At 61.2% G+C, this 26,545-nt stretch carries 19 protein-coding genes; 6 read left to right on the plus strand and 13 right to left on the minus strand.

Features of this window, described 5'->3' with window-relative positions:
• The first annotated feature begins 6 nt into the window (after nucleotides 1-6).
• The 4 genes from ACZRKZ_RS16965 (at nucleotide 7) to ACZRKZ_RS16980 (ending at nucleotide 4,294) form a co-directional block, all read left to right on the plus strand.
• Nucleotides 7-2,382: an efflux RND transporter permease subunit gene (locus ACZRKZ_RS16965; protein WP_463982182.1), complete on the plus strand. Its 2,376-nt coding sequence runs from the start codon at nucleotides 7-9 to the stop codon at nucleotides 2,380-2,382.
• A 118-nt stretch (nucleotides 2,383-2,500) separates the two neighbouring features.
• Nucleotides 2,501-2,797: a DUF5629 family protein gene (locus ACZRKZ_RS16970; protein WP_463968749.1), complete on the plus strand. Its 297-nt coding sequence runs from the start codon at nucleotides 2,501-2,503 to the stop codon at nucleotides 2,795-2,797.
• On the plus strand, nucleotides 2,784-3,959 hold the full coding sequence (locus tag ACZRKZ_RS16975; protein WP_463982183.1) for a lactonase family protein: 1,176 nt from the start codon (nucleotides 2,784-2,786) through the stop codon (nucleotides 3,957-3,959). The genes ACZRKZ_RS16970 and ACZRKZ_RS16975 overlap by 14 nt, the downstream gene beginning before the upstream one ends.
• 155 nt (nucleotides 3,960-4,114) lie before the next feature.
• On the plus strand, nucleotides 4,115-4,294 hold the full coding sequence (locus ACZRKZ_RS16980) for a hypothetical protein (protein ID WP_149412620.1): 180 nt from the start codon (nucleotides 4,115-4,117) through the stop codon (nucleotides 4,292-4,294).
• Nucleotides 4,295-4,406: 112 nt separating this feature from the next.
• On the opposite strand, the gene ACZRKZ_RS16985 is transcribed toward ACZRKZ_RS16980, so the two are convergent.
• The 10 genes from ACZRKZ_RS16985 to ACZRKZ_RS17030 all read right to left on the minus strand — a co-directional run bounded on the left by ACZRKZ_RS16985 (nucleotide 4,407) and on the right by ACZRKZ_RS17030 (nucleotide 17,397).
• Nucleotides 4,407-5,015 carry a glutathione S-transferase gene (locus ACZRKZ_RS16985; protein ID WP_463982184.1) on the minus strand — a complete coding sequence of 203 codons (609 nt, stop codon included), beginning with the start codon at nucleotides 5,013-5,015 and terminating at the stop codon, nucleotides 4,407-4,409.
• Nucleotides 5,012-8,650, minus strand: a complete 3,639-nt coding sequence (locus ACZRKZ_RS16990) for an AAA family ATPase (protein ID WP_463982185.1) — start codon at nucleotides 8,648-8,650, stop codon at nucleotides 5,012-5,014. The genes ACZRKZ_RS16985 and ACZRKZ_RS16990 overlap by 4 nt, the downstream gene beginning before the upstream one ends.
• Nucleotides 8,647-9,888, minus strand: a complete 1,242-nt coding sequence (locus ACZRKZ_RS16995; protein WP_463982186.1) for an exonuclease SbcCD subunit D C-terminal domain-containing protein — start codon at nucleotides 9,886-9,888, stop codon at nucleotides 8,647-8,649. The genes ACZRKZ_RS16990 and ACZRKZ_RS16995 overlap by 4 nt, the downstream gene beginning before the upstream one ends.
• Nucleotides 9,889-9,982: 94 nt before the next feature.
• Nucleotides 9,983-11,623, minus strand: a complete 1,641-nt coding sequence (locus ACZRKZ_RS17000) for a BatD family protein (RefSeq protein ID WP_463982187.1) — start codon at nucleotides 11,621-11,623, stop codon at nucleotides 9,983-9,985.
• On the minus strand, nucleotides 11,620-13,359 hold the full coding sequence (locus tag ACZRKZ_RS17005) for a vWA domain-containing protein (protein WP_463982188.1): 1,740 nt from the start codon (nucleotides 13,357-13,359) through the stop codon (nucleotides 11,620-11,622). Before ACZRKZ_RS17005 ends, ACZRKZ_RS17000 begins: the two co-directional genes overlap by 4 nt.
• A complete protein-coding gene (locus tag ACZRKZ_RS17010) occupies nucleotides 13,356-14,456 on the minus strand; it encodes a vWA domain-containing protein (protein ID WP_463982189.1) in 1,101 nt (366 codons plus the stop codon). The genes ACZRKZ_RS17005 and ACZRKZ_RS17010 overlap by 4 nt, the downstream gene beginning before the upstream one ends.
• The gene (locus tag ACZRKZ_RS17015) at nucleotides 14,449-14,943 is read right to left on the minus strand and encodes a DUF4381 domain-containing protein (RefSeq protein ID WP_463968741.1); all 495 of its coding nucleotides are present in this window, start codon (nucleotides 14,941-14,943) and stop codon (nucleotides 14,449-14,451) included. The genes ACZRKZ_RS17010 and ACZRKZ_RS17015 overlap by 8 nt, the downstream gene beginning before the upstream one ends.
• Nucleotides 14,940-15,872, minus strand: a complete 933-nt coding sequence (locus tag ACZRKZ_RS17020) for a DUF58 domain-containing protein (RefSeq protein ID WP_463968740.1) — start codon at nucleotides 15,870-15,872, stop codon at nucleotides 14,940-14,942. Before ACZRKZ_RS17020 ends, ACZRKZ_RS17015 begins: the two co-directional genes overlap by 4 nt.
• Before the next feature lie 5 nt (nucleotides 15,873-15,877).
• Nucleotides 15,878-16,837 carry an AAA family ATPase gene (locus ACZRKZ_RS17025; RefSeq protein ID WP_003218556.1) on the minus strand — a complete coding sequence of 320 codons (960 nt, stop codon included), beginning with the start codon at nucleotides 16,835-16,837 and terminating at the stop codon, nucleotides 15,878-15,880.
• Nucleotides 16,838-17,046: 209 nt separating this feature from the next.
• Complete coding sequence (locus ACZRKZ_RS17030) at nucleotides 17,047-17,397, minus strand: hypothetical protein (protein WP_149412611.1); 351 nt, start codon at nucleotides 17,395-17,397, stop codon at nucleotides 17,047-17,049.
• A 481-nt stretch (nucleotides 17,398-17,878) separates the two neighbouring features.
• Between ACZRKZ_RS17030 and ACZRKZ_RS17035 the strand changes: the two genes are divergently transcribed.
• Both ACZRKZ_RS17035 and ACZRKZ_RS17040 read left to right on the plus strand, forming a co-directional pair.
• On the plus strand, nucleotides 17,879-22,738 hold the full coding sequence (locus tag ACZRKZ_RS17035) for an NAD-glutamate dehydrogenase (protein WP_463982190.1): 4,860 nt from the start codon (nucleotides 17,879-17,881) through the stop codon (nucleotides 22,736-22,738).
• Nucleotides 22,739-22,866: 128 nt separating this feature from the next.
• On the plus strand, nucleotides 22,867-23,496 hold the full coding sequence (locus ACZRKZ_RS17040) for a DNA-3-methyladenine glycosylase I (RefSeq protein ID WP_463982191.1): 630 nt from the start codon (nucleotides 22,867-22,869) through the stop codon (nucleotides 23,494-23,496).
• Between the two features lie 29 nt (nucleotides 23,497-23,525).
• On the opposite strand, the gene ACZRKZ_RS17045 is transcribed toward ACZRKZ_RS17040, so the two are convergent.
• The 3 genes from ACZRKZ_RS17045 to ACZRKZ_RS17055 all read right to left on the minus strand — a co-directional run bounded on the left by ACZRKZ_RS17045 (nucleotide 23,526) and on the right by ACZRKZ_RS17055 (nucleotide 26,496).
• Entirely contained in the window at nucleotides 23,526-24,293 is a 768-nt protein-coding gene (locus ACZRKZ_RS17045; protein ID WP_350614793.1) for an SDR family oxidoreductase, read from the minus strand.
• A 32-nt stretch (nucleotides 24,294-24,325) separates the two neighbouring features.
• A complete protein-coding gene (locus ACZRKZ_RS17050) occupies nucleotides 24,326-25,393 on the minus strand; it encodes a phosphotransferase family protein (RefSeq protein WP_463968736.1) in 1,068 nt (355 codons plus the stop codon).
• A 152-nt stretch (nucleotides 25,394-25,545) separates the two neighbouring features.
• Entirely contained in the window at nucleotides 25,546-26,496 is a 951-nt protein-coding gene (locus ACZRKZ_RS17055) for a 2-hydroxyacid dehydrogenase (RefSeq protein WP_463982192.1), read from the minus strand.
• Between the last annotated feature and the right edge of the window lie 49 nt (nucleotides 26,497-26,545).

Genomic DNA, 26,545 nt, shown 5'->3' on the forward strand with positions numbered 1-26,545 from the left:
ATCTACATGAGCAGTCATCACAACGATAAGGCGACGTTTCTGGAGCGCCTGATTTTCAACAACCGCCCGGCAGTGATCGTCATCTGCCTGCTGGTCAGCATCTTCCTGTTCTGGCAGGCGACGCTAATCCGGCCGTCCACCAGCTTCGAAAAAATGATCCCCCTCAAGCACCCCTTCATCGAGAAGATGATGGAGCACCGTAACGACCTGGCGAACCTGGGCAACACGGTACGGATCTCGGTGGAGGCCAAGGACGGCGACATCTTCTCCAAGGAGTACATGGAGACCCTGCGTCAGATCAACGACGAGGTGTTCTACATCTCCGGCGTCGACCGCTCCGGCCTCAAGTCCCTGTGGAGCCCCAGCGTACGCTGGACCGAAGTGACCGAAGAGGGTTTTGCCGGCGGCGAAGTGATCCCGCAAAGCTACAACGGCTCCCCCCAAAGCCTCGACCAGTTGCGCAATAACGTGCTCAAGTCCGGCCAGGTCGGGCGCCTGGTGTCCAACGATTTCAAGTCGAGCATCGTCGATATCCCGTTGATGGAGTCCTACCCGGACCCGGCTGATCAGGGCAAGCTGCTGGCTCTGGACTACCAGAAGTTTTCCCACGAGCTTGAAGACAAGATCCGCACCAAGTTCCAGGAACAGAACCCCAACGTCCAAATCCATATCGTCGGCTTCGCCAAGAAAGTCGGCGACCTGATCGATGGCCTGATCATGGTGGTGCTGTTCTTCGGCATCGCCTTCGTTATCACCCTGGTGTTGTTGTACTGGTTCACCTGGTGTATCCGCAGCACCATCGCGGTATTGATCACCACGTTGGTGGCGGTGGTCTGGCAACTGGGGCTGATGCATGCCCTGGGTTTTGGGCTTGATCCCTACTCGATGCTGGTGCCGTTCCTGATTTTCGCCATCGGCATTTCCCACGGTGTGCAGAAGATCAACGGTATCGCCCTGCAATCGAGCGATGCCGACAACGCCCTGACCGCCGCCCGCCGTACGTTCCGCCAGTTGTTCCTGCCGGGGATGATCGCGATCCTCGCCGATGCGGTGGGCTTTATCACCTTGCTGATCATTGATATCGGGGTGATTCGCGAACTGGCCATTGGTGCGTCGGTCGGTGTGGCGGTAATCGTGTTCACCAACTTGATCCTGCTGCCGGTAGCGATTTCCTACGTCGGCATCAGCAAGCGCGCCATCGAGCGCAGCAAGAAGGATGCGGTCCGCGAGCATAGTTTCTGGCGTCTGCTGTCGAAATTCGCCAGCCCCAAAGTGGCCCCGGTGTCGATCTTCCTGGCGCTGATCGCCTTTAGTGGCGGCCTCTGGTACAGCCAGAACCTGAAAATCGGCGACCTCGACCAGGGCGCACCGGAACTGCGTCCGGATTCGCGCTACAACAAGGACAACAACTTCATCATCAGCAACTACTCCACCAGCTCCGACGTGCTGGTGGTAATGGTCAAGACCAAGGCAGAGGGCTGTTCGCGCTATGAAGCCATGGCGCCCATCGACCAGTTGATGTGGAAGATGCAGAACACCGAGGGTGTGCAGTCGGCGATCTCCCTGGTGACCGTATCCAAGCAGATGATCAAGGGCATGAACGAGGGCAACCTGAAATGGGAAACCCTGTCGCGTAACCCCGACGTGCTGAACAATTCCATTGCCCGCGCCGACGGCCTGTACAACAACACGTGCTCGCTTGCGCCCGTGCTGGTGTTCCTCAACGACCACAAGGCCGAAACCCTCGACCGCGCAGTGCATGCGGTGCAGGACTTCGCCAAGGAGAACAACAAGGACGGCCTGGAATTCATCCTCGCCGCCGGTAACGCCGGGATCGAGGCGGCCACCAACGAGGTGATCAAAGAATCCGAGCTGACCATCCTGATCCTGGTCTACCTGTGCGTGGCAACCATGTGCATGATCACCTTCCGTTCCTGGGCGGCGACCCTGTGCATCGTCCTGCCGCTGGTATTGACCTCGGTGCTGGGCAACGCGCTGATGGCGTTCATGGGCATCGGCGTCAAGGTTGCGACCCTGCCGGTGGTGGCCCTGGGCGTGGGGATTGGCGTGGACTACGGCATCTACATCTACAGCCGCCTGGAAAGTTTCCTGCGGGCTGGGTTACCGTTGCAGGAAGCCTATTACCAGACCCTCAAGTCCACCGGTAAAGCCGTGCTGTTCACCGGCCTGTGCCTGGCGATTGGCGTGGCGACCTGGATTTTCTCGGCCATCAAGTTCCAGGCTGACATGGGCCTGATGTTGACCTTCATGCTGCTGTGGAACATGTTCGGCGCGCTGTGGTTGTTGCCGGCGCTGGCGCGGTTCCTGATCAAGCCGGAGAAGCTGGCGGGGCAGAAGGGCAATTCGTTGTTTGCCCACTGATACTTTGCTGTCACCCAAAACGCCGTGGCCTGTGCCACGGCGTTTTGCATTGCGCCATCTTAGGTCGATGCAACAATTTGACCTATCATGAGGTCTTTCCTCTTGATGATTGATGGTTATGACTGCCGACACTGCCACCCTGCTGAAAACCCTTTTAACCAGCGACATGCTGGAAATCGACGGCCTGCACGCCTTTGACTTCACATTGGATGACCAGCGCTTGCTGATCGAGTGCATGGACGGTCGGGTTAACAAGCGCTGGAATTTCAGCCTGGAGCAGATCAACGCCGCGACCTTTGATCAGACCTTGCAAAGCTGGACCATCACGGGTGATACAGGCGAGCACCGCCTGGTCTGCCTGAGCGCATTCACCGGCAATAATAACGACGAGGATGAAGCGGATGATGATGCGTAAATTCTGGCCCTTGCTGATGGCCGGCAGTGTCGGCGCGATGTCGGTGCAGGCCGCGCCGGTCGACACCTTCGAGTTGCTGGTGGGCACCTACACCGCAGGCACCAGCGAAGGGATCTACCGCCTGCAGTTCGACAGCCGCACCGGCCAGCTCAACGGCAAACCGGTGCTGGCCGCCAAGGCGGCTAACCCGTCCTGGCTGACCTTGTCCAAGGACCAGAAGCGCCTGTTTGTGGTCAATGAAAACGGCCCCGGCCAGAAAGATCTGGTCGGTCGTGTCAGTAGCTACAGCATTGATCCGAAAAACCATTCGTTGACCCTGATTAATCAGGTGCAGAGCCTGGGCAACGAGCCGACCCATTCCAGCCTTGCAGCGGATGGCCGTTTCCTGTTTGTCGCCAACTATTCGGTACTGGAAGATCCGGGTGGCAGCCTCGCCATCCTGCCGGTGGACGCAGACGGCAAGCTGTCGCCACCTGTTCAACTGAGCGCGCACCCGGCCAGCCGGGTCAATCCTGAGCGCCAGGCGTCCAACCATGTGCATTCGGTGGTGTCCTCGCCGGATGGCAAGTACGTGTTTGTTCAGGACCTGGGTGCGGACAAGATTTTTGCCTACCACTACGATCCCAAGGCCAACCATGAACTGCCGCTGACCCCGGCCGACCCTGCGTTTGTGCAACTGCCACCGGGCAGCGGCCCGCGTCACCTGCTGTTCTCCGCAAGCGGCAAGCACGCCTGGCTGACCACCGAGATGAGCGCGCAAGTGGCCGTGTTCGACTACAAGGATGGCAAGCTGACCCAGAAGCAATTGGTCGACTTTGCTGCCGGGCAACCGATCTCGGACAAGGCCGGTGCAGCGTTGCACACTTCAAACGACGGCAAGTTCCTTTACGTGAGCAACCGTGGGACCGCCAACCAGATGCTGGTATTTGCCATCGACCTGGCCACTGCGCAGTTGAAGGAAATCCAGCGACACTCGGTGGAAGGCGATCATCCCCGGGAGTTCGCCCTGGACCCCAGCGGCAAGTTCTTACTGATCGCCAACCAGAAAAGTAATGAAATCGTGGTGGTCGAGCGTGATGCCAAGACCGGCCTGTTGGGTAAAACCGTGCAGAAATTGCCGATCGACGCCCCCAGCGACATCAAGTTCCTGGTGCGACAATAAGCCACAGGCCTCGCCATGCGGGGCCTGCCACCTTCTATTAATGTCAGTGATAACAGCTACTGTTTCAAAGAATTTCTGCGCGTAAGCCCCCGGGCGTAAGTTTGCTTCAAGGCCTTCACAGGCCACCAAGCCAACCGAACACAAGGGTTACCGACATGAACTTCAATCTCTTCTCGATCATTGCCGCTTCTGCTATCTCCGCAAGCGTGGCCCTGCCTGCTAGCGCCAGTGTTGAAATCAGCGGAAAAAAATCCAGCACCAATACCTACACCCAAAAATACCTGCAACAAAGTGCCAACTTCTACGCAGCGCTGGACCACAAAATCCAGAACTGAGTGCTTTTCCTGACTCCTGTAGGAGCGAGCTTGCTCGCGAAGGTCGTCAACGATAACGCGTGCAGTCTGAATCAACGCGGCGTCCTTGAGTTCTTCGCGAGCAAGCTCGCTCCTACAGGGGCTTTGCCATTACGGCGATGAACAACGGTGACTCAAGGAACCGCTGTAACCAAGCTTGCAACCGTGGATAGGGCGCCTGGGCAAACCACTCCCGATCCACATGCGCGAACTGCCGCACAAACGGCGCCAGTGCCACATCCGCCAGGCTCAAGTGCGCGGCCAGCAAGTATTCCCGCCCGGCCAGCAAGGCCTCCAGCTTCAACAAAAATACTTCACCTTCGGCCCGGTAGTGCTCCATTGGCTGATCCGGGTAGCGCTCGGAGTATTTGTAGCGATTCAAGTGAACCTTGAACCCCTGGTCATTCTCTTCAATCAGCTCAGCCATAAGCGCCCGTGCCACCGGATCGTCCTTGAGCAACCAATCATCAGGGTCATTCTGCGCGAGGGCCCACCCCATGATCGCCAGGCTTTCATCAATCACTCGGCCGTCGATGCACAACACCGGAACCGTGCCCTTGGGCGACAGCGCCAGCATCTCGGCTGGTTTGGCCTTGAGGCTGACCTCGACAATCCGCACCGCCAGCCCCGAGTAACGCAATGCCATCCGCGCGCGCATGGCATAGGGGCAGCGGCGAAACGAATACAGCGCAGCCCCGATCACTTGACCTCCAGGGTGCTCAAGCCATTGCCCTGACGCTTGACCTGGATTTGCACCGGAATTCGCTCATGCATTTCCTGCACATGGGAAATTACCGCCACCTTGCGCCCCTGGGCCTGCAAGCCATCCAGGGCATCCATCGCCAATTGCAGCGACTCGGGATCAAGGCTGCCGAAGCCCTCGTCAATAAACAGCGATTCGATTTTCAAGGTGCTGGACGCCATCGACGCCAGCCCCAACGCCAGGGCCAACGACACCAGGAATGTCTCGCCCCCGGACAGCGAATGCACCGAGCGGGTTTCGTCGCCCATTTCCGTGTCCAGCACCAGCAGGCCGAGCATGCTGCCACCGCGCTTGAGGCGGTAGCGGCGCACCAGTTGGCGCAGTTGCACGTTGGCGTGGTGTACCAGCAGGTCGAGGTTATAGGCCTGGGCGATCTTGCGGAACTTGTCGCCGGTCGCCGAACCTATCAGCGTCTCAAGCCGAGCCCAGCGCTGCCATTCGTCATAGGCTTTGGCTGTCGTAAGCGCCAGGGCTTGGTTGGCGTCCTGGCGGCGCTGGTCTTCGGCTTGCTGGGCGCGCAGTTCGGCGCAGTGTTTTTCGCCCGTTGAGAGCTGGCTGTTGAGTTCGTTCAGGGCGCTGTCGAGCTGGGCTACATCAAGGTTGCCGTTATGCAGGGCCTGGTGATCCTTGAGTCGTTGTTCGCGTTCTTGCAGCAACACCTTGGCTTGTTCGACGGCTTTTTCGCTCTGTTGCAGCTGCTGGCGCAGTTGCGTGAACTGTTGATCATCCACCTTCAATAACTGCGCCAAACCGTCGTCATTCAGTTCCGGGTGCAGGGCGCGCCAGTCGGCGACCCTTGCGCTCAGTGCCTGCTGCTCGGCCTCCAACGCCTGTTGGCGTTCCCGCTGGGCCTTGAGATCGGCGGCCAGTTGGATCAGTTGGCTGGCGGTGTCTTGCAGTTGCTGATTGGCCTGGCTGTCGCTGCGCCGCGCGTGTTCGACGGCCTGGTCCAGATGCTGTTGCCAGTGCTCGGCGCGGGTATGTTCGCCCAGCAGTTGAGTGAGTTTTTCCTGGGCGATTTGCTGCTGGGCGCTGAGGTCGACCAATTGCTGTTGAGCCACGTCCAACTGTTGCTGACGGTGCGTCTGTTGGACCTGTTCCTTTTCCAGGGTCTGTTGACGCTGTTGCTGTTCGGCGAGTTCTTCGCGCTGGTGGTCCAGTTGTTCCAGGCGTTGGCTGATCTGCTGATCAAGCTGCATGAACGTGGCCGCAGGCTCGCGGCGCAGGCCTTCGAGGGTCTCGGCCGGGAGTAGGCTGGCGAAGGCATTGAGTTCTTCGTCCAGGCGTTCGCGGTCATTGGCCAGTTCCCGTTGCTGGTCCACTAGCTGTTGGCGGGCCTGCTGGCTGGCGTCCTGGGCGGCTTGCAGTTGTTGCTGCATACGCCCGGCGTTTTGTTGCAGGTTGAGCAGGGCGCCCTGGCGCTGTTCGTCCTGGGTGATGCTTTGGCTGAGTTGGCTTAACTGCTGGCTCAGCCAGGCATCGCGTTTGGTGGCGTCCTGATTGAGCAGTGATGCCGAGAGCGGATGGGCTTCGATGCTGGGGGCCAGGGCTTGCTGTTCTGTCGCGACATCCTGTTGCTGGCGTAAAAGCTCCTTTTGCCGGGCGATCAGTTCTCCCAGCTCTGTGCGCAACGCGTCTACTTTTTCTTTGAGTACATCAACCGATTGACGGGCGTTGCTCACTTCATCTTCGTCGTGGCGTTCAAGACTGCTGAGCAAGGCGTCAGATGAGTGATAGGGATGATCGACGCTGCCACAGACCGGGCAGGGTTGATCAGACTCCAATTGTTCACGCAATGTCTGAACGTTGACATCCCGAGCCAAGCGCTGGCGCTCCAACAGCTGCAGGATGACGGTAAGGGTTTGCTCCGCGACGGCAAGATCAGCCTTGGCCTGGATGCCTACCCGGTTGAATTCTTCGCGCTGCTGCTTGGCTGCCAGTTGGTTAGCATTCAGGTCGTCTGCACGCTTTTCCAGCCTTTGATGGCTGTCCCAAAGCCGCGCCAAATCCTCGAAGGCCCGCTGTTGCTTGCGGTTGTCCTGCAACAGGCTGCCCAGCAACTGAATCTGCTCGGCCACGGCGTGGGGCTCGGCGCCGGCTTCGTGGTACAGCAGGTCCAGGGTGTTGCGTTGTTCCGCCAGTTTGTCGGCGAGCGTGGTTGCGCGTTGTTCCAGTTGCGGCAGTTCAGCCTGGCCTTTGTTGAGGCGGTTGCCGGTCAGCATGAGCTTTTGCAGGCTGTCGCGGTAGGCAGTCCAGGCGTTGCCCAGGGAGGCGAGGGTGGCGCTGCGCTCCAACTGTGCCGCGAGCTGTTGCAGGCGTGTGACGACCTTTTTTTGCTGGTCGAGCAGGCTGTTTACCGTGGCCTGGCCCTGGGTGAAGGCGGCTTCGGTATGCTGCTTGTGCGCCTCGCTTTGGCTTAAGTCGTTGGTCAGGCGGGCGAGGGTGCTCTGTTCGTCGAAGGCCTGGCGCAGCAGTGGCACGGCGTCGCTTTGCTGTTTCAGCGCTTGGGTTAACGCCGCTTGCGCAGCGGCTTGCTGCTGTTGCAACTGATCCTGGCGGGTGTGCAGAGTGCTCTGTTGTTCAAGGTGCTGCGCAATCTGTAGCGCCAGTGGGTTGAGTTGGGTGGTCAGCTCAGTTTGCCGGGCGAAGTGGTGACGCTGCGGCGCGAGTTGTTCTAGGCGACTCAAGTCCAGGCGTTGCTGGTTTTGCCCCAGCCAGTCCTGTTCGGCCTGTTGCAGTTGCTCAACGGCGTGTTGCTGGCGTTCCTGCCATTCGCGCAATTCCTTGAGCCAGGTGTGTTGCAGCTCAAGCTGCTTGAGCTGGGCCTGTTGGGTCTTGAGTTGCTGCTGGGCTTCGTTGAAGCGTTGATCCAGTTCGACGCGAGCTTCGGCAGGCAGCGGCGTGACACCGGTGGCCTGGTCCAGCAGCAGCTTGTGGGCGTCCTTGGCGTCCTTGGCCTTGTCGAAGGCGCGCCGGCCCAGTTGGGTGTAAAGCGCGGTGTCGGTGAGCTTTTCCAACAGCTCGCTGCGTTCGTTGTCATTGGCCTTGAGGAAGGCGCTGAACTCACTTTGCGCCAGCAGCACGGCGCGGGTGAACTGCTCGAAGTTCAAGCCCAGGGCCAGTTCCAGCTGGGTTTTGTATTCGGTTTTCTGACTGGCCAGTAGTTGCTCGCTGTCCAGGTCGATCAGGCTTTGCCGGCTGTTTTGCAGTTTGCCGCTGGCCTTGTCACGGGCGCGGTTGGCTTCCCAGCGCGCGCGGTAGCGCCGGCCGCTGACGCCGACAAAATCCACTTCGGCATACCCGCCACCAGTACCGCGACGAATCAGCGTGCGCGGATCGCCGATGGAAATATCCGTGTCGGCATCGGGCATTTTCGCCTGTCCGGTATCTCCCAGCCTTGGCACCGCGCCAAACAGCGCCAGGCACAAGGCGTCGAGCAAGGTGCTTTTACCGGCGCCGGTAGGCCCGGTAATGGCGAACAACCCGGCACTGGCCAGGGGCTCGGCAGTGAAGTCGATTTCAAAGGGGCCGGCCAGGGAGGCAAGGTTTTTCAGGCGAATGGCGAGGATCTTCATGGCTGTTCACCCGCCTGTTGCACTTCCTGGAGCAGCACGGCGAAATCCTTCAAGGTCTGTTCGTCTACTTCATTGCCGTAGCTTTCCAGCCAGGCGCGGCTGAACAACTCCTGGGGCGTGAGCTGGTCCAGCTCGATCAGGCGATCCTCATGACTGTCTTCGCGATTGCCTGAGCCTGCGTATTCGGCGGCGATACGCACCAGGCGCACGGCCTTGCCTTGCAGGGCGTTTTCCACTTGCTGGCGCAGGTCGGGCTGGGGCTCGTCGAGGCGTACCCGCACTTCCAGCCAGGGCTGGCGTTGGGTTTCGGCCAGCAGATCGATGTCGGGCAAGCCCGCCAGTTGCTTGAGGATGTCGGCCAGGGGCGCGGCTTCCAGGCGTTGCAGGTTGACCGCCCGGGGAATCAGGCGGGATTCGACGCTGACCAGCGTCTCGCCGTCCAGTTGCACATCGAGAATCTGGTGCTGGTAGCCGATTTCGGAAAACGACAGCGGAATCGGCGAGCCGCAATAACGAATGCGCTCCTCGCCATTGACCCGCTGGGGCTTGTGCAAATGACCGAGGGCGACATAGCTGACGCTGGCGTCGAACAGACTGGCCGGCAGTGCTTCGGCATTGCCGATGATCAGGCTGCGTTCGGAGTCTTCCGAGACCGAGCCACCGGCCATGTGCGCATGGCTGATGGCGACCAGCGCCTGGCCCGGCTGGCGCTTGGCGTTGGCTGCGGCGATCAGCCATTCATGGACCTGGCCAATGCCGCGCAGGTAATCGTCACCCAAGTGAGCGCCGGTGACTTCCGCCGGGCGCAGGAAGGGCAGGGCCAGGCACCATCCGGCGACATCACCGTTTTTATTGGGCAAGGGAATCAGCAGTCGCTCCACATCCAGTTGCCCATCATCCAGCCACAGCACCCGGCCTAGGGCATGGGTACGCAGGCGGCGCATCAACGGCGCGGGCAGTTCGATGCGCGAGCCGGAATCATGGTTACCGGCGATCATCACGATGGTCAGCGCGGGGTTTTGCTCGTGGGCGCTGATGATGAAGTCATACAGACGCTCCTGGGCTTTGAGCGGCGGGTTGACCGTGTCAAAGATATCGCCAGCGATCAGCAGCACATCGGGGCGGTGCTGGCCCAGTTGCTCCAGCAGCCAGTCGAGGAAACAGGCGTGTTCGAAGTCGCGCTCCTGGCCGTGGAGGTTTTGGCCAAGGTGCCAGTCGGAGGTGTGGAACAGACGCAAGGCGAACTCCGTGAAGAAGATGAAAAGGAGGGGAGTTTACCCGTAAATGCCTACACGCTTGCACCCAGGCGGCATCTGGTTCTAAAGCCAGGCACTACTTGGGATACAACGGCGGCAAGCTGGTGTTGTCCGTCACTGGGTCCTGTGCCCGCTCCGCCATTGGAATTGCCTTCACCGCCCGCCACAACTCCTCACCCTGCCAATGCTGGCCAGTCTCACTGTAGAGCGCGCCGTTCAAGCCATCCAAAGCATCAGACAACGGCACAAACCGCGCCGCCATGTCCGCCAGGGTTTCCGGCTGTTGCCGGGCCCAGGCATCCAAAGCCTGACGAGTAGCCTGAGGATCGTTGGCCTGGCTGGCACGCTTGAGATCGTCCAGCAGGGTGCGCGGGCTCGGGCCGGTTTGCGCGGCACGCAGAATCGCCGGCTGCCAGCGGGCACGCCACCACAGGCCGAAGCCCAGCAGGGTGGTGCAGGCCAGGATCAGGCTGGTCAGTTGCCAGATCCACAGTGACTCATTGTCTGGCGTGGTGATTACCGTCGGGGTGGCCGGGGTGTCCACCACCAGGCTCGGGTTGTTCGCCACCTGCACGGTGCGAGCCGGCAGGCTGGTGCGCTCCAGGTGGTCTTCGTGGGTGTTCCACCACACCACTTCCACTGCTGGCAGCTCCAGAGCGCCGACCCGGTTGGGCACCAGGGCTTCACGGTCTTCACGGCTGCCGATCACGCCACGCTCGCTGTTCTGGTTGCTCAGCACCGGTTGGTCCGGGTAGCGGCGCAAACCGTTGATCTCGGTGACCGGCAGCGGCGGCAGTTGCGAGCTGGACAGGCCTTCGGCCTTGAGAGTCAGGCTGCGGGTCAGGGAATCACCGACCTGGGCGTGGTCCGGCTCCGGGTTCCAGCTTTCACTCAGGCTCAAACTGCTGGCCGGCAACCAGGGTGCATCGGCGGGGTACAGGGCGGGCTTGGCCTTGACCTTCAGGGGGATTTCGGCTGAGCTGACATGCATCAGCTTGCCGGGTTTCGGCCCCTGGGGCCTGGCGTCCTGGGTGGGACGCGGCTCCACCAGGGTTGCACTGAATATCTGCGCCGGAATCAGCAACTCGCCGCTGTGCTGCGGGTAGATGGCATAGCGCATCTCGATCACCCCATGGCGAATGCCATTGATGACTTTTTCGTAGGTACGCGACTCTCCGAGTTGCTCCGTACGGGCATCGGGAATCTGCAACGGGGTCAGGCTGCTGTCGTCGTACAGCGACACCGAATGGTAGATGCGCAAGGTCAGCAGGGCCTGGGCCTGGACGTACACCGTGCCCTGGTCGAGGCTGGCGTCAATGAAGATCGGCGCCAGTTGGGTCTTGGTGTTCTGGCTGGCAGTTTCGATGACTTGCAGGGTGATCGGCTGGGTCTTGACCTCACCCAGCTGCAACGATGGAATCACTACGGTGCCGTTGACCTTGGGCAACAGGGTGATGATCCAGCGGGTGGTCGCATGATTGTCGGTGCTCAAGGTGGTGAGCTGGTTGACCTGACGGGTGCCGCGTACTTCGAACAGCAGCTCCAGGGGCGACAGGTCCGGCTTGCCGAACAAGGTGACGTCGTTGGATTCCACGGTCAGCTCCACCGTCTCCCCAGAGTTCAGGCGGCTGCGGTCGACACTGGCGACCAGGTCCGAAGCCTGGGCCTGGCAGGCCCACAGTGCGAGTGAGAGGAGAAGGGCGGTGCAGCGGCTCATCGAGTCTTGTCCTGATGTTGTTGCTGTTCGTACCAGAATTTACGTCGCAGCAGCTCGCCGGGGTTGTCCGGGATCTGCCGCAGCCATTGTTCCAGGGCCTGGCGGTGCTCGCCGTCAAGCGGGTTGCCGCTGGGGCGCAAGGGTGGGGTGGTGGTTTGTTCATCACCCAGTTCGCTGCCCGGCACTTCGTTGCCGCCGGCAGGCGGCGCATCGCCGGGCGGCGTTTCGCTACTGCCGGCCTGGCCGCTGCCGGGTGTGGATTGTTCGCCACCGGATGCGCTCTGGCCACTGGTGCCCGGTTGCGCAGTCTGGCCGGGTTGGGTGGTTTCGTCATCCTCGTCCTTGGAGGGCTTGTCGGGTTCGGGCTCTGGTTCTTCCTGTAGCAGTTTTTCGATCAGGACCTTGTTCTTCAGCGCCGGCTGTAAGTCCGGTCGGGCTTCCAGAGCTTGTTCATAGGCGTCCAGGGCCGCTTCCAGCTCACCGCTCCTGGCTAGGGCATTGCCGCGATTGTAATGGGAATAGGCGTCGCTGCCTTCGGCAAAACGCTTGGCGGCGCTGGCATAGTCACCGGCTTCGTACAGCGCCACGCCTTGCCATTGCGGGTTTTCGAAGTGTTCGGCGGCCTCGCTGGGGCGTTTTTTCTTGAGCAGGTACTGGCCCTGTTGGTCCGGGCGCAGCCACAGGTCCTGGAAGTCGAAGGCGTAGCTTGGTTGTGGCGCGCCCAGCAACAGCAAGGGCAGGAAGAACAGCCAGCCACGACGGCCAGCGCAGGCGGCGAGCAGCAATAGCGGAAGGAGTAGCCAGTAACCCTGGTCGGCCCAGGTGTCCAGTTGCAGTAGCTGGCCGTCGTTGCGCAAGGCTTGCGGGCCGTCGAGCAGGCCGAGGTTGCGCAGGTCCTTGTCATCCAGGCGCGCTTGCCGGTAGCGACCGCCCATTTCGCTGGCGAAGGCCTTGAGGGTCGGACTGTCGAGGCGTGGTATCAGGATTGCGCCCTGATCGTCCTTGAGGAACTCGCCGCTCTCTTGAGTCACCGGGGTGCCTTCACGGCTGCCGATGCCGAGGATCGACAGACTCGGCGCCTGACTGCCTTGCAGCAGTAGGCGAATGCCCTGGCGTTCCTGTTTGGACAGCGACGAGCCAATCAGCAGCAAGCGCCCCTGGCCCAGTCCGCCGTGCTTAAGCAGGCTCAAGGCTTTTTCCACGGCCAGGTCGGCGCGGTGGCCGGCCTCGGGCATGATCGAGGGCCGCAGGGCTTCCAGCAGGTTGTGGCTGGTGGCCAGGTCATCCGACAGCGGCACCAGAGTGTGGGCGCTGCCGGCATAGACGACGATGGCGGTCTGCGCATCGCTGCGGGCCTGAAGCAGGTCGAACAACTTGCGCCGCGCCTGTTCCAGGCGATTGGGTGGGCTGTCGGTGGCGAGCATTTCCGGAGTCAGCTCCAGCAACACCACCAGTGGGTCGGCGGGTTTTTGGCTGGTCAGTTCCACACGCTGCCAACTGGGGCCGAGCAAGGCCAGCACCGCCAGCAGCCAGGCCAGACCCAGCAACAGCCACGGTGATTTACTTTCCCGGCCATTACCGCCACTGAGCAACGCGGCGTGAAAGGCCGGCGGCAGAATCATCTGCCAGCGCCCGGCGCGTTTTTGTCGATGCCATAACTGCCACAGTAACCAGCCGAGCACCGGCAGCAGCAACAGCCACCAGGGATGGAACCAGTGCGGCCACAAAGCGATCATCGACGCCTCCGCAAACGCAGGCGTTTGAGGCGCTGACGCCATTCAGGGTGCTGTTGCAGAAAGTGACCCTTGCTGGATATTTTTTGTAGAAGTCGGTTGAAAAGTCGTTGCAGAGCGTTGTCCGGCCAGCGTTCGTGGATGACCAGCAGCATGCTGAGGATCAGCGCCAGGGCCAGTGGGCCGCTGTAGAGCGCCTGGGCCGGGCGGGCCTGGGTGGGTTGCTGAGTCACTGGCTCAAGCTGGTCGAGGGTTTCCTTGATCGCTTGCAGTTCCTCGCTGTCGCGGGCCCGGAAGTAGCGGCCACCAGTGACCTCGGCAATGGCCTTGAGGGCCGGCTCGTCGAGGTCCAGGCTCGGGTTGAGGCCGAGCATGCCCAGGGTGCCGGTTTGTTCGGGATCGGCGCCAATGCCGATGGGGTAGATCTTCACGGCTTCTTCGGCGGCCAGGCGGGCAGCGGTCAGTGGGTCTATTTGGCCACCGTTGTTGGCGCCGTCGGTTATCAGGATCAGCACCCGGCTTTGTGCCGGCCGCTGGCGCAGGCGTTTGAGGGCTAGACCAATAGCATCACCGATGGCAGTGTTTTTCCCGGCGATACCAATGCGGGCCTCATCCAGCCAGGTGCGCACGGTACGTCGGTCAAAGGTCAGCGGCGCTTGCAGGTAAGCCTGGCTGCCGAACAGGATCAGGCCGACGCGGTCGCCTTCGCGGCCTTCAAGGAAGTCTCCGAGCAAGTGCTTGACCAGGCTCAGGCGGCTGACGTCTTCGTCCTGCCACTGCATATCGGGGAAGTCCATTGAGCCGGACACGTCCACCGCCACAAGCAAGTCGCGACCGCTGGCGGCTATCGGCAAGGGTTCGCCGAGCCATTCCGGGCGTGCGGCGGCGGTCAATAGCAGCAGCCACAGGACCACGAACGGCGCTTGCTGGCGCCAGCCTGGCAGATTCACTCGGGCACGGCGGCGCGCCAGGCTTTCCAGGTCGCCGAGGAAACTGACTTTCAGGGCGGGCTCGCCGCTGTCGGCCGTTGGCAGGATGACTCGCAGCAACCAGGGCAATGGCAACAGGGTGAAGATCCACGGCCAGGCGAACTCAAACATGTTTGCGAATCCAGGTGTCGACGGCCTGGGTCAGGCCGGCGATGGCCTTGTCGTCGAGTTTGCATTCGGGCTTGTAGGCGCCTTCCACCAGTACCATCCAGCGTGTAAGCCCGGCGGCCGGGCAACGGTTGTCGAGGAACGCCAGCCATTTGCGACCGTTGAGGGTATGGCTCTGGCTATAGGGGTAGTCGTTGCGACACAGGCGCTTGAGCAGGCCGTTGAGTTGCTGCAGCCAGGCTCCGGCCGGGGCGCCGTCATAGGGTTTTGGCATCAACGCCAGTTCCGCCAGGGCGGCGATGCGCAACGGGTCGAGGGGCTGTTCGGCACGGGCCAGCGGGCGCTTGGTTGGCAGAAAGCGGCGCAGCGTCCACAGGCCCCAGGCGGCGAGCGGGATGAGCAGCAGCAACAGCCACCAGCCCGGCGCTGGTGGCCAGAAGCCGATGGGCGGCGGGGCGATCAGCGGTTGCAGCTGTTCAAGGCCGTTCATTGCTTTTTGCCCGGACGTTGCGGGTTAAGGTATTCGCGCAACTGCTCGATCATTTCGCTCTGGGTGCTCAAAGGCATGAGCAATATCCGCAGCTTTTGCGCCAGCAACTCCCAGCGCGCGCTACGTGCTTCGGCCTGGGCCTTGTAGGCCTGGCGCAGGTCGAAATTCAGGGTGTCGATTTCCAACTGTGCACCGCGTTCGGCAAACCGCAGCAGCCCGGCGGCGGGCAGGGCATGGTCCAGCGGGTCGGAGACTGGCAGCAGCAGCAGGTCGCAGTGCCGCGACAGCAGGCTAAGCTGTTGCTCGGCGCCTTCGGTGAGGGCGCGTTCGTCGCAGATTACGATTACCAGGCTGCCGGGGCGCAAAACTTCCCGGCCACGGCGCAAGGCCATGCCGAGGGCGTCGTGGTCCGGCTGGCTTTCGGTGTTCAGGCTCTGGTTGACCCGCACCAGACGGTTGAGCAGTTGCAGCAGGCTTTGCTTGCTGCGCCGCGGCTTGATTTCGTAATGCTCGTTGTCGCCGAACACCAGCCCGCCAACGCGGTCGTTATGCCCCAGTGCAGCCCAGCCGATCAGGCTCGCCGCCTGGGCCGCCAGCACCGACTTGAACATCAGCCCCGAGCCGAAGAACAACCGGCAGCTTTGTTCCACCATGATAAAGATCGGCCGCTCCCGCTCTTCGTGGAACAGCTTGGTGTGGGGTTCCTGGGTGCGGGCGGTGACGCGCCAGTCAATGGTGCGCACATCGTCCCCGGCCTGGTAGACCCGCACCTGATCGAAGTCGACCCCGCGACCCCGCAGTTTCGAGTGGTGCAAGCCGATCAACGGGCTGCGCTGGCTCGGCGTGGAAAACAGTTGCACTTCCCGCACGCGATGACGCATCTCGATCAATTCGCTCAGGGTGACACGGGTACCATCGCCAGGGCTCATGGGGGTCAAGCGACGGCAACGACGTCGAGAATGCGTTGCACCACACGGTCCTGGTCAATGCCAGCCGCTTCGGCCTCGAACGACAGAATGATCCGGTGGCGCAGCACGTCGAAGAGCACTGCCTGGATATCTTCGGGGCTGACAAAGTCGCGACCGGCCAGCCAGGCGTGGGCCCGAGCGCAGCGGTCGAGGGCAATCGAGCCCCGGGGGCTGGCGCCATAGGCAATCCACTCGGCCATTTCCGGGTCGAACTTGGCTGGGGTTCGGGTGGCCATCACCAGTTGCACCAGGTATTCCTCCACGGCGTCGGCCATGTACAGGCCAAGGATTTCCTTGCGCGCAGCGAAGATTGCTTGCTGGCTGACCCGGCGCTCAGGCTTGGTTTCACCGTTGAGGGCTTCGCCGCGGGCCTGCTGCAGGATGCGCCGTTCGACGGCGGCATCGGGGAAGCCGATCTTGACGTGCATCAGGAAGCGGTCGAGTTGGGCTTCGGGCAGGGGATAGGTGCCTTCCTGCTCGATGGGGTTTTGCGTGGCCATTACCAGAAACAGCGGCGACAGCTCATAAGTACTGCGCCCGACACTGACCTGACGCTCAGCCATGGCTTCGAGCAACGCCGATTGAACCTTGGCCGGGGCACGGTTGATTTCGTCCGCCAGCACCAGGTTGTGGAAGATCGGCCCTTGCTGGAACACAAAACTGCCGGTTTCCGGACGATAGATCTCGGTGCCGGTGATGTCGGCGGGCAGCAGGTCGGGGGTGAACTGGATGCGATGGAACTGCGCTTCGATCCCTTCGGCGAGCTCTTTGATGGCCTTGGTCTTGGCCAGGCCCGGTGCGCCCTCAACCAGCATATGGCCGTCGGCGAGCAGGGCAATGAGCAGGCGCTCGATGAGTTTTTCCTGGCCGAGAATCTGCGTAGAAAGAAAGGTTCGCAGCGCGAGCAGCGCTTCACGATGTTCCATCGTTGACGGTTCCTGGAAAGGTGAGCCTGGGTGCTTGGAAAAACACCTGGGCTTGGGGGCCTTACTTTAATGCATCAGAGGGTGCGGCGACTAACTGCGCGGGGGGTATTTTTGGGAATTGTGGGAAATATCCGAGGTTTTTGCAGGCTGGCACAGACCTTTGTGGCGAGGGAGCAAGCGCCCTCGCCACATTGAGCGGTTTTGGCGGGCTAGATTCGGATATAGGTCCCGGTACCCTTGAGAATGTTCTGCAAGGTTTCTTCCACTTCAGCCAAGTCCGAGGCATCGGTGCCGTGGGTGATCTCCAGATGATCACTGCCGCCCAATGCATCCGCATCCGCCGCCGCAATCTCCACCAGCAACCGCGTGGCGCTCAGGGTGATTTTCAGCCCGTCCAGGGTTGACGGCTCGTAATCCCAGGTGACCTCCACCTCGTCCTCATCCGGATAACGGGTCAGCATGAACATCTCGCCCTTGTCGCCGTGGCAGCAGAGCATGGCCATGTTGTCTTCTTCGTCATCGCACGGGTTGACGATCAGGTGGGCGGTGGTCAGTTGCATGTCAAATCCTGTCTGGGGGAGGGTGCAGCAGGGCAATTGTGCCATTGCGGCGAATTTTGTGCTTCATTCTGTGTCAGTAGTTGTGGCATGACCTGGCGGGCTGTATCAGTCATTTCCGGTACTCGGCGGGCCAGGATTTGTCTGGAAAGTACCCGGTTGCCCAAGTCGCAACTCGCCAGCTGCGTGCCGATGACCGAATATGTCGCAGCGTCGCAAGCAGCGGTCTTCCTACACTCGTTAAGCTGCGCAACGGATGAGCGCCTGCCAGGACTCCGACCTGCCCGTCGTACCGTCGCCTGGAAAGCGGCTCATTTTATGTTCGTGGATAGACAGTTGAATGTGACCTCACTGTCTTGTCCAGCTTCACCCACCTGTCACTCTGAATTCGTTATGGTAGACCCCGAACAGAGCTGACGGTCTCCCCGCAAGGGGACAACACGCGACGCTTCCATTAATAACAAGCCCAAGCGGAGTACCACAGATGGCGTTCTTCACCGCAGCCAGCAAAGCCGACTTCCAGCACCAACTGCAAGCGGCACTGGCCCAGCACATCAGTGAACAGGCACTGCCACAAGTGGCGCTGTTCGCTGAACAATTTTTCGGCATTATTTCCCTGGATGAGCTGACCCAGCGTCGCATGTCCGACCTGGCCGGTTGCACCCTGTCTGCCTGGCGCCTGCTTGAGCGCTTTGATCACACCCAACCGCAAGTGCGAGTCTACAACCCCGATTACGAACGTCACGGCTGGCAATCGACCCACACCGCGGTCGAAGTGCTGCACCACGACCTGCCATTTTTGGTGGACTCGGTGCGCACCGAACTGAACCGCCGTGGCTACAGCATCCACACCCTGCAAACCACCGTGCTCAGCGTGCGTCGTGGCAAGAAGGGCGAGTTGTTGGAAATCCTGCCCAAGGGCACCCAGGGCGACGATGTCCTGCAAGAGTCGTTGATGTACCTGGAAATCGACCGCTGCGCCAACGCTGCCGAGCTGAGTATCCTGAGCAAGGAACTTGAGCAGGTGCTGGGCGAAGTGCGCGTCGCCGTCGCCGATTTTGAACCGATGAAGGACAAGGTCCAGGAACTGCTGGCCGGTATCGACTCCAGCGCCTTCGCCATCGAAGGCGAAGAAAAAGCCGAGATCAAGAGCTTCCTCGAATGGCTGGTGGGCAACCACTTCACCTTCCTGGGCTATGAAGAGTTTGTGGTACGTGACGAGGCAGATGGCGGTCATATCGAATATGACGCCGACTCCTTCCTCGGTCTGACCAAATTGCTGCGCTCCGGCCTCACCGCCGACGACCTGCGCATCGAAGACTACGCCGTCAATTACCTGCGTGAACCGGCCGTCCTGTCGTTCGCCAAGGCAGCACACCCAAGCCGTGTACACCGCCCGGCCTATCCGGACTACGTGTCGATCCGACAGATCGACGCCGACGGCAAGGTCATCAAGGAATGCCGCTTCATGGGCCTCTACACCTCTTCGGTGTACGGCGAAAGCGTGCGGGTGATCCCGTATATCCGTCGCAAGGTCGCGGAAATCGAACGTCGTTCCGGCTTCCAGGCCAAGGCGCATTTGGGCAAGGAACTGACCCAAGTGGTCGAAGTACTGCCCCGCGATGACCTGTTCCAGACCCCGGTAGACGAGCTGTTCAGCACCGTGATGTCGATTGTGCAGATCCAGGAGCGTAACAAGATCCGCGTGTTCCTGCGCAAAGACCCCTACGGTCGCTTCTGCTACTGCCTGGCCTACGTGCCGCGCGACATCTATTCCACCGAAGTGCGCCAGAAGATCCAGCAAGTGCTGATGGATCGCCTGAAAGCCTCGGACTGCGAGTTCTGGACCTTCTTCTCCGAGTCCGTTCTGGCCCGTGTACAACTGATCCTGCGGGTTGATCCAAAAAACCGCCTGGACATCGACCCGCTGCTGCTGGAAAAAGAAGTGGTGCAGGCCTGCCGCAGCTGGCAGGACGACTACGCCAGCCTGGTGGTTGAAAGCTTTGGCGAAGCCCACGGCACAAACGTGCTGACAGACTTCCCCAAAGGCTTCCCCGCGGGCTACCGTGAACGCTTTGCCGCGCACTCGGCTGTGGTCGATATGCAGCATTTGCTTAACCTGACCGAAGCCAAGCCGCTGGTGATGAGCTTCTATCAGCCGCTGGGCCACGTGACGGGCCAGCAAGAGCTGCACTGCAAGCTCTATCACGCAGACACGCCGCTGGCGTTGTCCGACGTGCTGCCGATCCTGGAAAACCTCGGCCTGCGCGTGCTGGGTGAATTCCCGTACCGCCTGCGCCACGCCAACGGTCGGGAGTTCTGGATTCATGATTTCGCGTTCACCGCCGCCGAAGGCCTGAACCTCGACATCCAGCAACTCAACGACACCCTGCAGGACGCGTTTGTGCACATCGTCAACGGCGATGCCGAGAACGATGCGTTCAACCGCCTGGTGCTGACCGCCGGCCTGCCATGGCGCGATGTCGCGCTGCTGCGTGCCTATGCCCGTTACCTGAAGCAGATTCGCCTGGGCTTTGACCTGGGTTACATCGCCAGCACCCTGAACAACCACACCGATATCGCTCGCGAGCTGACCCGGTTGTTCAAGACCCGCTTCTACCTGGCGCGCAAACTCACCAGCGACGACCTGGAAGACAAGCAGCAACGTCTGGAACAAGCGATTCTGGCGGCCCTGGACGATGTTCAGGTGCTCAACGAAGACCGCATCCTGCGTCGCTACCTGGACCTGATCAAGGCCACCTTGCGTACCAACTTCTACCAGACTGATGCTAACGGTCAGAACAAGTCGTACTTCAGCTTCAAGTTCAACCCGCATGCGATTCCTGAGCTGCCCAAGCCCGTGCCGAAGTTTGAAATCTTCGTTTACTCGCCTCGTGTCGAAGGCGTGCACCTGCGCTTTGGCAACGTCGCGCGCGGTGGCCTGCGCTGGTCGGACCGTGAAGAAGACTTCCGTACCGAAGTGCTGGGCCTGGTAAAAGCCCAGCAAGTGAAAAACTCGGTGATCGTGCCGGTGGGCGCCAAGGGCGGCTTCCTGCCCCGTCGCCTGCCATTGGGCGGCGGTCGGGACGAGATCGCGGCCGAGGGCATCGCCTGCTACCGCATCTTCATTTCCGGCCTGTTGGACATTACTGACAACCTGAAAGACGGCGCCCTGGTGCCACCGTTGAACGTGGTCCGCCACGACGGCGATGACCCATACCTGGTAGTGGCCGCCGACAAAGGCACCGCGACCTTCTCCGACATCGCCAACGGCATTGCCATCGACTACGGCTTCTGGCTCGGCGATGCGTTCGCTTCCGGTGGTTCGGCCGGTTACGACCACAAGAAAATGGGCATCACCGCCAAGGGCGCGTGGGTCGGTGTGCAGCGTCACTTCCGCGAGCGTGACATCAACGTTCAGGAAGACAGCATCACCGTGGTCGGCGTCGGCGATATGGCCGGCGACGTGTTCGGTAACGGCCTGTTGATGTCCGACAAGCTGCAACTGGTCGCGGCCTTCAACCACCTGCACATCTTTATCGATCCAAACCCGACCCCGGCTAACAGTTTCGTTGAGCGTCAGCGCCTGTTCGACCTGCCGCGCTCGGCCTGGACCGACTACGACACCAGCATCATGTCCGAAGGCGGCGGTATCTTCTCGCGCAGCGCGAAAAGCATCGCTATCTCGGCGCAGATGAAAGAACGCTTCGACATCAAGGCCGACAAGCTGACCCCGACTGAACTGCTGAACGCCTTGCTCAAGGCGCCGGTGGACCTGTTGTGGAACGGCGGCATCGGTACTTACGTCAAGGCCAGCACCGAAAGCCACGCTGACGTCGGCGACAAGGCCAACGACGCCCTGCGCGTCAACGGCAACGAGTTGCGCTGCAAGGTAGTGGGCGAGGGCGGTAACCTGGGCATGACCCAACTGGGTCGTGTGGAATTTGGCCTCAATGGCGGCGGTTCCAACACCGACTTCATCGACAACGCCGGTGGCGTGGATTGCTCCGACCACGAAGTAAACATCAAGATCCTGCTCAACGAAGTGGTGCAGGCTGGCGACATGACCGACAAGCAACGTAACCAGTTGCTGGCGAGCATGACCGACGAAGTCGGCAGCCTGGTGTTGGGCAACAACTACAAGCAGACCCAGGCCCTGTCCCTGGCGGCGCGTCGAGCCTTCGACCGTATTGCCGAGTACAAGCGCCTGATGAGCGACCTCGAAGGCCGGGGCAAGCTGGACCGCGCCATTGAGTACCTGCCTTCGGAAGACCAGCTCATCGAGCGCGCTGCCGTCGGTAAGGGCCTGACCCGTCCGGAGCTGTCGGTGTTGATCTCCTACAGCAAGATCGACCTCAAGGAGGCACTGCTCAAATCCCAGGTGCCGGATGATGACTACCTGACCCGTGACATGGAGACTGCGTTCCCGCCGACCCTGGTGGCAAAATTCTCCGAAGCCATGCGTCGCCATCGTCTCAAGCGCGAGATCGTCAGCACCCAGATCGCCAACGACCTGGTCAACCACATGGGCATCACCTTCGTTCAAAGGCTCAAAGAGTCCACCGGCATGAGCCCGGCGAACGTGGCGGGCGCTTATGTGATCGTGCGTGACATCTTCCATCTCCCGCACTGGTTCCGTCAGATTGAAGCCCTGGATCACCAGGTTTCCGCTGAAGTGCAACTGGCGCTGATGGACGAGCTGATGCGCCTGGGCCGTCGTGCCACACGCTGGTTCCTGCGCAGCCGTCGCAACGAGCAGGATGCGGCTCGTGACGTCGCGCACTTCGGTCCGCACCTGGCGGCGTTGGGCCTCAAGCTCGACGAACTGCTGGAAGGCCCGACCCGCGAAGGCTGGCAGAACCGCTATCAGAAGTACGTCGAAGCCGGTGTGCCGGAGTTGTTGGCGCGCATGGTTGCAGGCACCACGCACCTGTACACCTTGCTGCCGATCATCGAAGCCGCTGACGTCACCGGCCAGAGCGCTGCAGATGTGGCCAAGGCATACTTCGCCGTCGGCAGTGCCCTGGACTTGCCATGGTACCTGCAGCAGATCAGCGATCTGCCGGTGGGTAACAACTGGCAGGCCCAGGCCCGCGAAGCCTTCCGCGACGACGTGGACTGGCAGCAACGGGCGATCACCATCAAGGTTCTGCAAATGGCCGATGCGCCAGAAGACATGGAAGCCCGCGTGGCCCTGTGGCTTGAGCAGAACGTGAGCATGGTCGAGCGCTGGCGCGCAATGATGGTGGAGATTCGTGCTGCGGTTGGCACGGACTACGCCATGTACGCGGTGGCTAACCGTGAGTTGTTGGACCTGGCGTTGAGCGGTCAGTCGGTGCTGTAACAGGCTGATCGAGCGGTAAACAGAAAGCCCCGTATCTTGCGATACGGGGCTTTTTGCATTGAGGGCCTATTTTCGCGCGCTGAAAATTTTTTCGCTTATCATCCGCCGTCTGGCAAGCAAGGTGACCTATGGACAACCCGGGACTGACAACGGACGACACGGGGCTGACCCGCTGCACATGGCGCACGGCGGCTCCTGAATACCCGCATTACCATGACCACGAGTGGGGCGTGCCGGTTGCCGATGATCGTGCGTTGTACGAGAAGATCTGCCTGGAAGGGTTCCAGGCGGGCATGGCGTGGATCACTATCCTGCGCAAGCGCGAGCACTTTCGGCGAGCGTTCGAGGGTTTTGATTATCAAAGGGTGGCGCGGTACACCGAAGAGGATATCGAGCGGCTGATGGCTGATCCGGGCATCGTGCGCAACCGCGCCAAAATCGTCTCGACCATCAACAATGCCCGGCGTGCCTGTGAATTGGTGGATGAAACCGGGTCACTGGCGAGCTGGTTATGGTCATTCGAGCCCGGCGCCGATGAGCGTCCGGCGACGGTCGACCTGGCGTACTGGACGGCTAACCCGACATCGGCTGCGTCCCTACGTTTGTCCAAGGCCTTGAAGAAACGCGGTTGGACCTTTGTGGGGCCGACCACGATGTATGCCTTCATGCAGGCGATGGGCATGGTCAATGATCATCTGGAAGGGTGCCTCTGCCGGCAGCAGATCGAAGAGTGTCGCCGGCAGTTCAAGCGCCCTTAATGCGCCAGGGGCGTGAGCACCTCGCCGAGTCAGGACAGGAAACCACCATCCACATTCAGCGATACCCCGGTGGTGTAGCTCGACGCATCACTGGCCAGGTACAGCACCGCACCGGCCATTTCGCTCGGCGCCGCGACACGCTTGAGCGGAATCTGTTGCAGGGCCACTTTCAGGATCGAATCGTTTTGCACCAGTGCCGAGGCAAACTTGGTGTCGGTCAGCCCCGGCAACAGGGCGTTGCAGCGAATACCGAACTGCGCGCACTCCTTGGCGAAGACCTTGGTCATGTTGATCACCGCAGCTTTGGTCACCGAGTAGATGCCCTGGAAATGCCCTGGGGAAATACCGTTGATCGACGCCACGTTGATGATGCTGCCGCCGCCGTTCTCGCGCATCAGCTTGCCGGCTTCCACCGACATGAAAAAGTAGCCGCGAATGTTCACGTCGACGGTTTTCTGGAACGCGCCCAGGTCGGTGTCCAGCACGTTGCAGAACTGCGGGTTGGTGGCCGCGTTGTTGACCAGGATGTCCAGGCGTCCGAACTGCTCGCGAATGTTGGCGAAGACCTGGGTGATCTGCTCCATCTCGCCGATATGGCAGGCAATGGCTGTAGCCTTGCCGCCTGCTTCGATGATTGCGTCGGCCACGTGCTGGCAGCCTTCGAGCTTGCGGCTGGAAACAATAACGTGGGCGCCTTGCTGGGCCAGCAGCTTGGCGATGGCCTCACCGATACCGCGGCTGGCGCCGGAGACAAAAGCGATCTTGCCGTCGAGGTCGAACAATTGGGTCTTGGACATGGTTGTTCCTTGTGGGGGCAGAGCTCGGACTATCAGAGTGCGGATTTGCCGATGACGTTCAGGCTCATCTGCTCCAGCAGCTTGTTCATGTGAATGAACTGCGCAAAGCGTTTGTCCTGGGTCTGGCCATGGAAGAAGCGGTAGTAGATCTGCTGCACGATGCCGGCCAGGCGGAACAGGCCGTAGGTGTAGTAGAAGTCGTAATTGTCGATCTGGATTCCCGAACGCTCGGCGTAGTAGTCGACGAACTGGCGGCGGGTGAGCATGCCGGGGGCGTTGCTTGGCTGGCGGCGCATCAATTGCACGGGCGCAGGGTCCGCGGCCTCGATCCAGTAGGCGAGGGTGTTGCCCAAATCCATCAGCGGATCGCCGAGGGTGGTCAGCTCCCAGTCCAGCACGCCGATGATCTGCATCGGGTTGTGCGGGTCGAGGATCACGTTGTCGAAGCGGTAGTCGTTGTGCACGATGCTCGACGTCGGGTGGTCGGCCGGCATCTTGTCGTTGAGCCAGGCGCGCACGGCTTCCCAGCTGGGGGCGTCGGGGGTCAGGGCTTTTTCGTAGCGGTCGCTCCAGCCGCGAATCTGCCGCTGGACGTAACCTTCGGGCTTGCCCAGGTCCGCCAGGCCGCAGGCGGTGTAATCCACCTGATGCAACTCGACGAACTTGTCGATAAAGCTTTTGCACAGGGCGCCGGTAGCCGCCGCGTCCAGGCCCAGCTCCGGCGGCAGGTCCGAACGCAGGATGATGCCGTTGACCCGCTCCATCACATAGAACTCGGCGCCGATCACTGATTCATCGGTGCAGTGCACGTAGGCCTTGGGGCAGTACGGGAAGCCGTCCTTGAGTTGATTGAGAATGCGAAATTCGCGGCCCATATCATGGGCGGACTTGGCCTTGTGGCCAAACGGCGGGCGGCGCAGTACGAATTCCTGGTTCGGGTATTCCAGCAGGTAGGTCAGGTTGGAAGCGCCCCCCGGGAACTGGCTGATCTTCGGTGTGCCGCTCAAGTCCGCAATATGGGCCTTGAGGTAGGGATCGATCAGGCTGGCATCAAGTTCTTCGCCTGGGCGAATCTGGGTGGATTGGTCATTGAGCGCCATGCTTATCCCTTCTGCTTATTCTTGAGGCCTTGGACTATTGGCTAATCTAATGCGCGCAGACCCCCAGCCACAAGGCCGGGGCGGCTTAATAGGTTAGCGTGTTGGCCGATGATCAGTGTTCCTGATATGCAGTGTGCAGTGCGCCCACGGCGTCAGTGGCGCGGCGGTAACTCCACTGGGGTCAGCACCGGCCGGCCGGCGAAGTATTCCAACAGGTTGTCCGCCACGCGCTGCACGGTGTCGTGGGCTGCTTCCGGCGACAGGCCCGCCACATGGGGCGTCAGCACTGTGTTACTCAGCAGCTTGAGGGCGTCGGGCACGCTGGGCTCGTCGTCGAACACATCCAGTGCAGCACCACCGATGCGGCGTTGCTCAAGGGCGGTGATCAGGTCGGCAGTAACGATTACACTGGCGCGAGCAATGTTTACCAGAAAACCGTTGGGGCCAAGGGCATCCAGGACCTGGCGGTCGACCAGATGGCGGGTGCCTGCGCCACCTGGGGTGGCGATGATCAGGAAGTCCACGCTGCGCGCCAGTTCCACGGGAGTCGAGCAGTAGGTGTAGTCCACATCAGTGCGGGGCTGGCGGCTGTGGTAGCTGATGTCCATATCGAAGCCCAGGGCCGCGCGCTTGGCGATGGCCATGCCCACCGCGCCCAGGCCAAGGATGCCCAGTTGTTTGCCAGCCAGGGAAGGGCGCATGACCTTGGGCCATTCGCTGCGGCGCACCGCCGCGTCCGCCCGGGGAATATCCCGAACCAGCGACAGCAGCAGTGCCATGGCATGGTCCGCCACCGATGGTGCGTTTACTCCGGCACCGTTGGTCACAACGATCCCGCGATTGCTCGCGGCCTGCAGGTCCACATGCTCGTAGCCGGCGCCGATCACACAGATGATCTCCAGCAACGGCAGGGCGGCGATTTCCTCGGCATACAAACCCAGCGGGCCACGGGTCAGGACGGCCTGGATCTGCTCGCCATGGGTCTTGATTGCCTGGCTGCGTTCAGCAGGTGTGGGCGCGAGGATCACATGGAGATCATTACTTTCGATGATCGACAGGTAGTCGTTGATGGTTTCAACCAGGACCAGAACAGTGATGGGCATGTGAGGGCTCTTCCTGAGGGCTTGAGAGATGGATTATGCGGGATTTTTT

The organism is Pseudomonas sp. c313, assembly GCF_055407145.1.

What these genes read in the sequence shown, in the direction of transcription:
- ACZRKZ_RS16965 (WP_463982182.1), top strand. Translation starts at nt 7, where the DNA reads ATGAGCAGTCATCACAACGATAAGGCGACGTTTCTGGAGCGCCTGATT.
- ACZRKZ_RS16970 (WP_463968749.1), top strand. Translation starts at nt 2,501, where the DNA reads ATGACTGCCGACACTGCCACCCTGCTGAAAACCCTTTTAACCAGCGAC.
- ACZRKZ_RS16975 (WP_463982183.1), top strand. Translation starts at nt 2,784, where the DNA reads ATGATGATGCGTAAATTCTGGCCCTTGCTGATGGCCGGCAGTGTCGGC.
- ACZRKZ_RS16980 (WP_149412620.1), top strand. Translation starts at nt 4,115, where the DNA reads ATGAACTTCAATCTCTTCTCGATCATTGCCGCTTCTGCTATCTCCGCA.
- ACZRKZ_RS16990 (WP_463982185.1), bottom strand. Translation starts at nt 8,650, where the DNA reads ATGAAGATCCTCGCCATTCGCCTGAAAAACCTTGCCTCCCTGGCCGGC.
- ACZRKZ_RS17000 (WP_463982187.1), bottom strand. Translation starts at nt 11,623, where the DNA reads ATGAGCCGCTGCACCGCCCTTCTCCTCTCACTCGCACTGTGGGCCTGC.
- ACZRKZ_RS17005 (WP_463982188.1), bottom strand. Translation starts at nt 13,359, where the DNA reads ATGATCGCTTTGTGGCCGCACTGGTTCCATCCCTGGTGGCTGTTGCTG.
- ACZRKZ_RS17010 (WP_463982189.1), bottom strand. Translation starts at nt 14,456, where the DNA reads ATGTTTGAGTTCGCCTGGCCGTGGATCTTCACCCTGTTGCCATTGCCC.
- ACZRKZ_RS17015 (WP_463968741.1), bottom strand. Translation starts at nt 14,943, where the DNA reads ATGAACGGCCTTGAACAGCTGCAACCGCTGATCGCCCCGCCGCCCATC.
- ACZRKZ_RS17020 (WP_463968740.1), bottom strand. Translation starts at nt 15,872, where the DNA reads ATGAGCCCTGGCGATGGTACCCGTGTCACCCTGAGCGAATTGATCGAG.
- ACZRKZ_RS17025 (WP_003218556.1), bottom strand. Translation starts at nt 16,837, where the DNA reads ATGGAACATCGTGAAGCGCTGCTCGCGCTGCGAACCTTTCTTTCTACG.
- ACZRKZ_RS17030 (WP_149412611.1), bottom strand. Translation starts at nt 17,397, where the DNA reads ATGCAACTGACCACCGCCCACCTGATCGTCAACCCGTGCGATGACGAA.
- ACZRKZ_RS17035 (WP_463982190.1), top strand. Translation starts at nt 17,879, where the DNA reads ATGGCGTTCTTCACCGCAGCCAGCAAAGCCGACTTCCAGCACCAACTG.
- ACZRKZ_RS17040 (WP_463982191.1), top strand. Translation starts at nt 22,867, where the DNA reads ATGGACAACCCGGGACTGACAACGGACGACACGGGGCTGACCCGCTGC.
- ACZRKZ_RS17045 (WP_350614793.1), bottom strand. Translation starts at nt 24,293, where the DNA reads ATGTCCAAGACCCAATTGTTCGACCTCGACGGCAAGATCGCTTTTGTC.
- ACZRKZ_RS17050 (WP_463968736.1), bottom strand. Translation starts at nt 25,393, where the DNA reads ATGGCGCTCAATGACCAATCCACCCAGATTCGCCCAGGCGAAGAACTT.
- ACZRKZ_RS17055 (WP_463982192.1), bottom strand. Translation starts at nt 26,496, where the DNA reads ATGCCCATCACTGTTCTGGTCCTGGTTGAAACCATCAACGACTACCTG.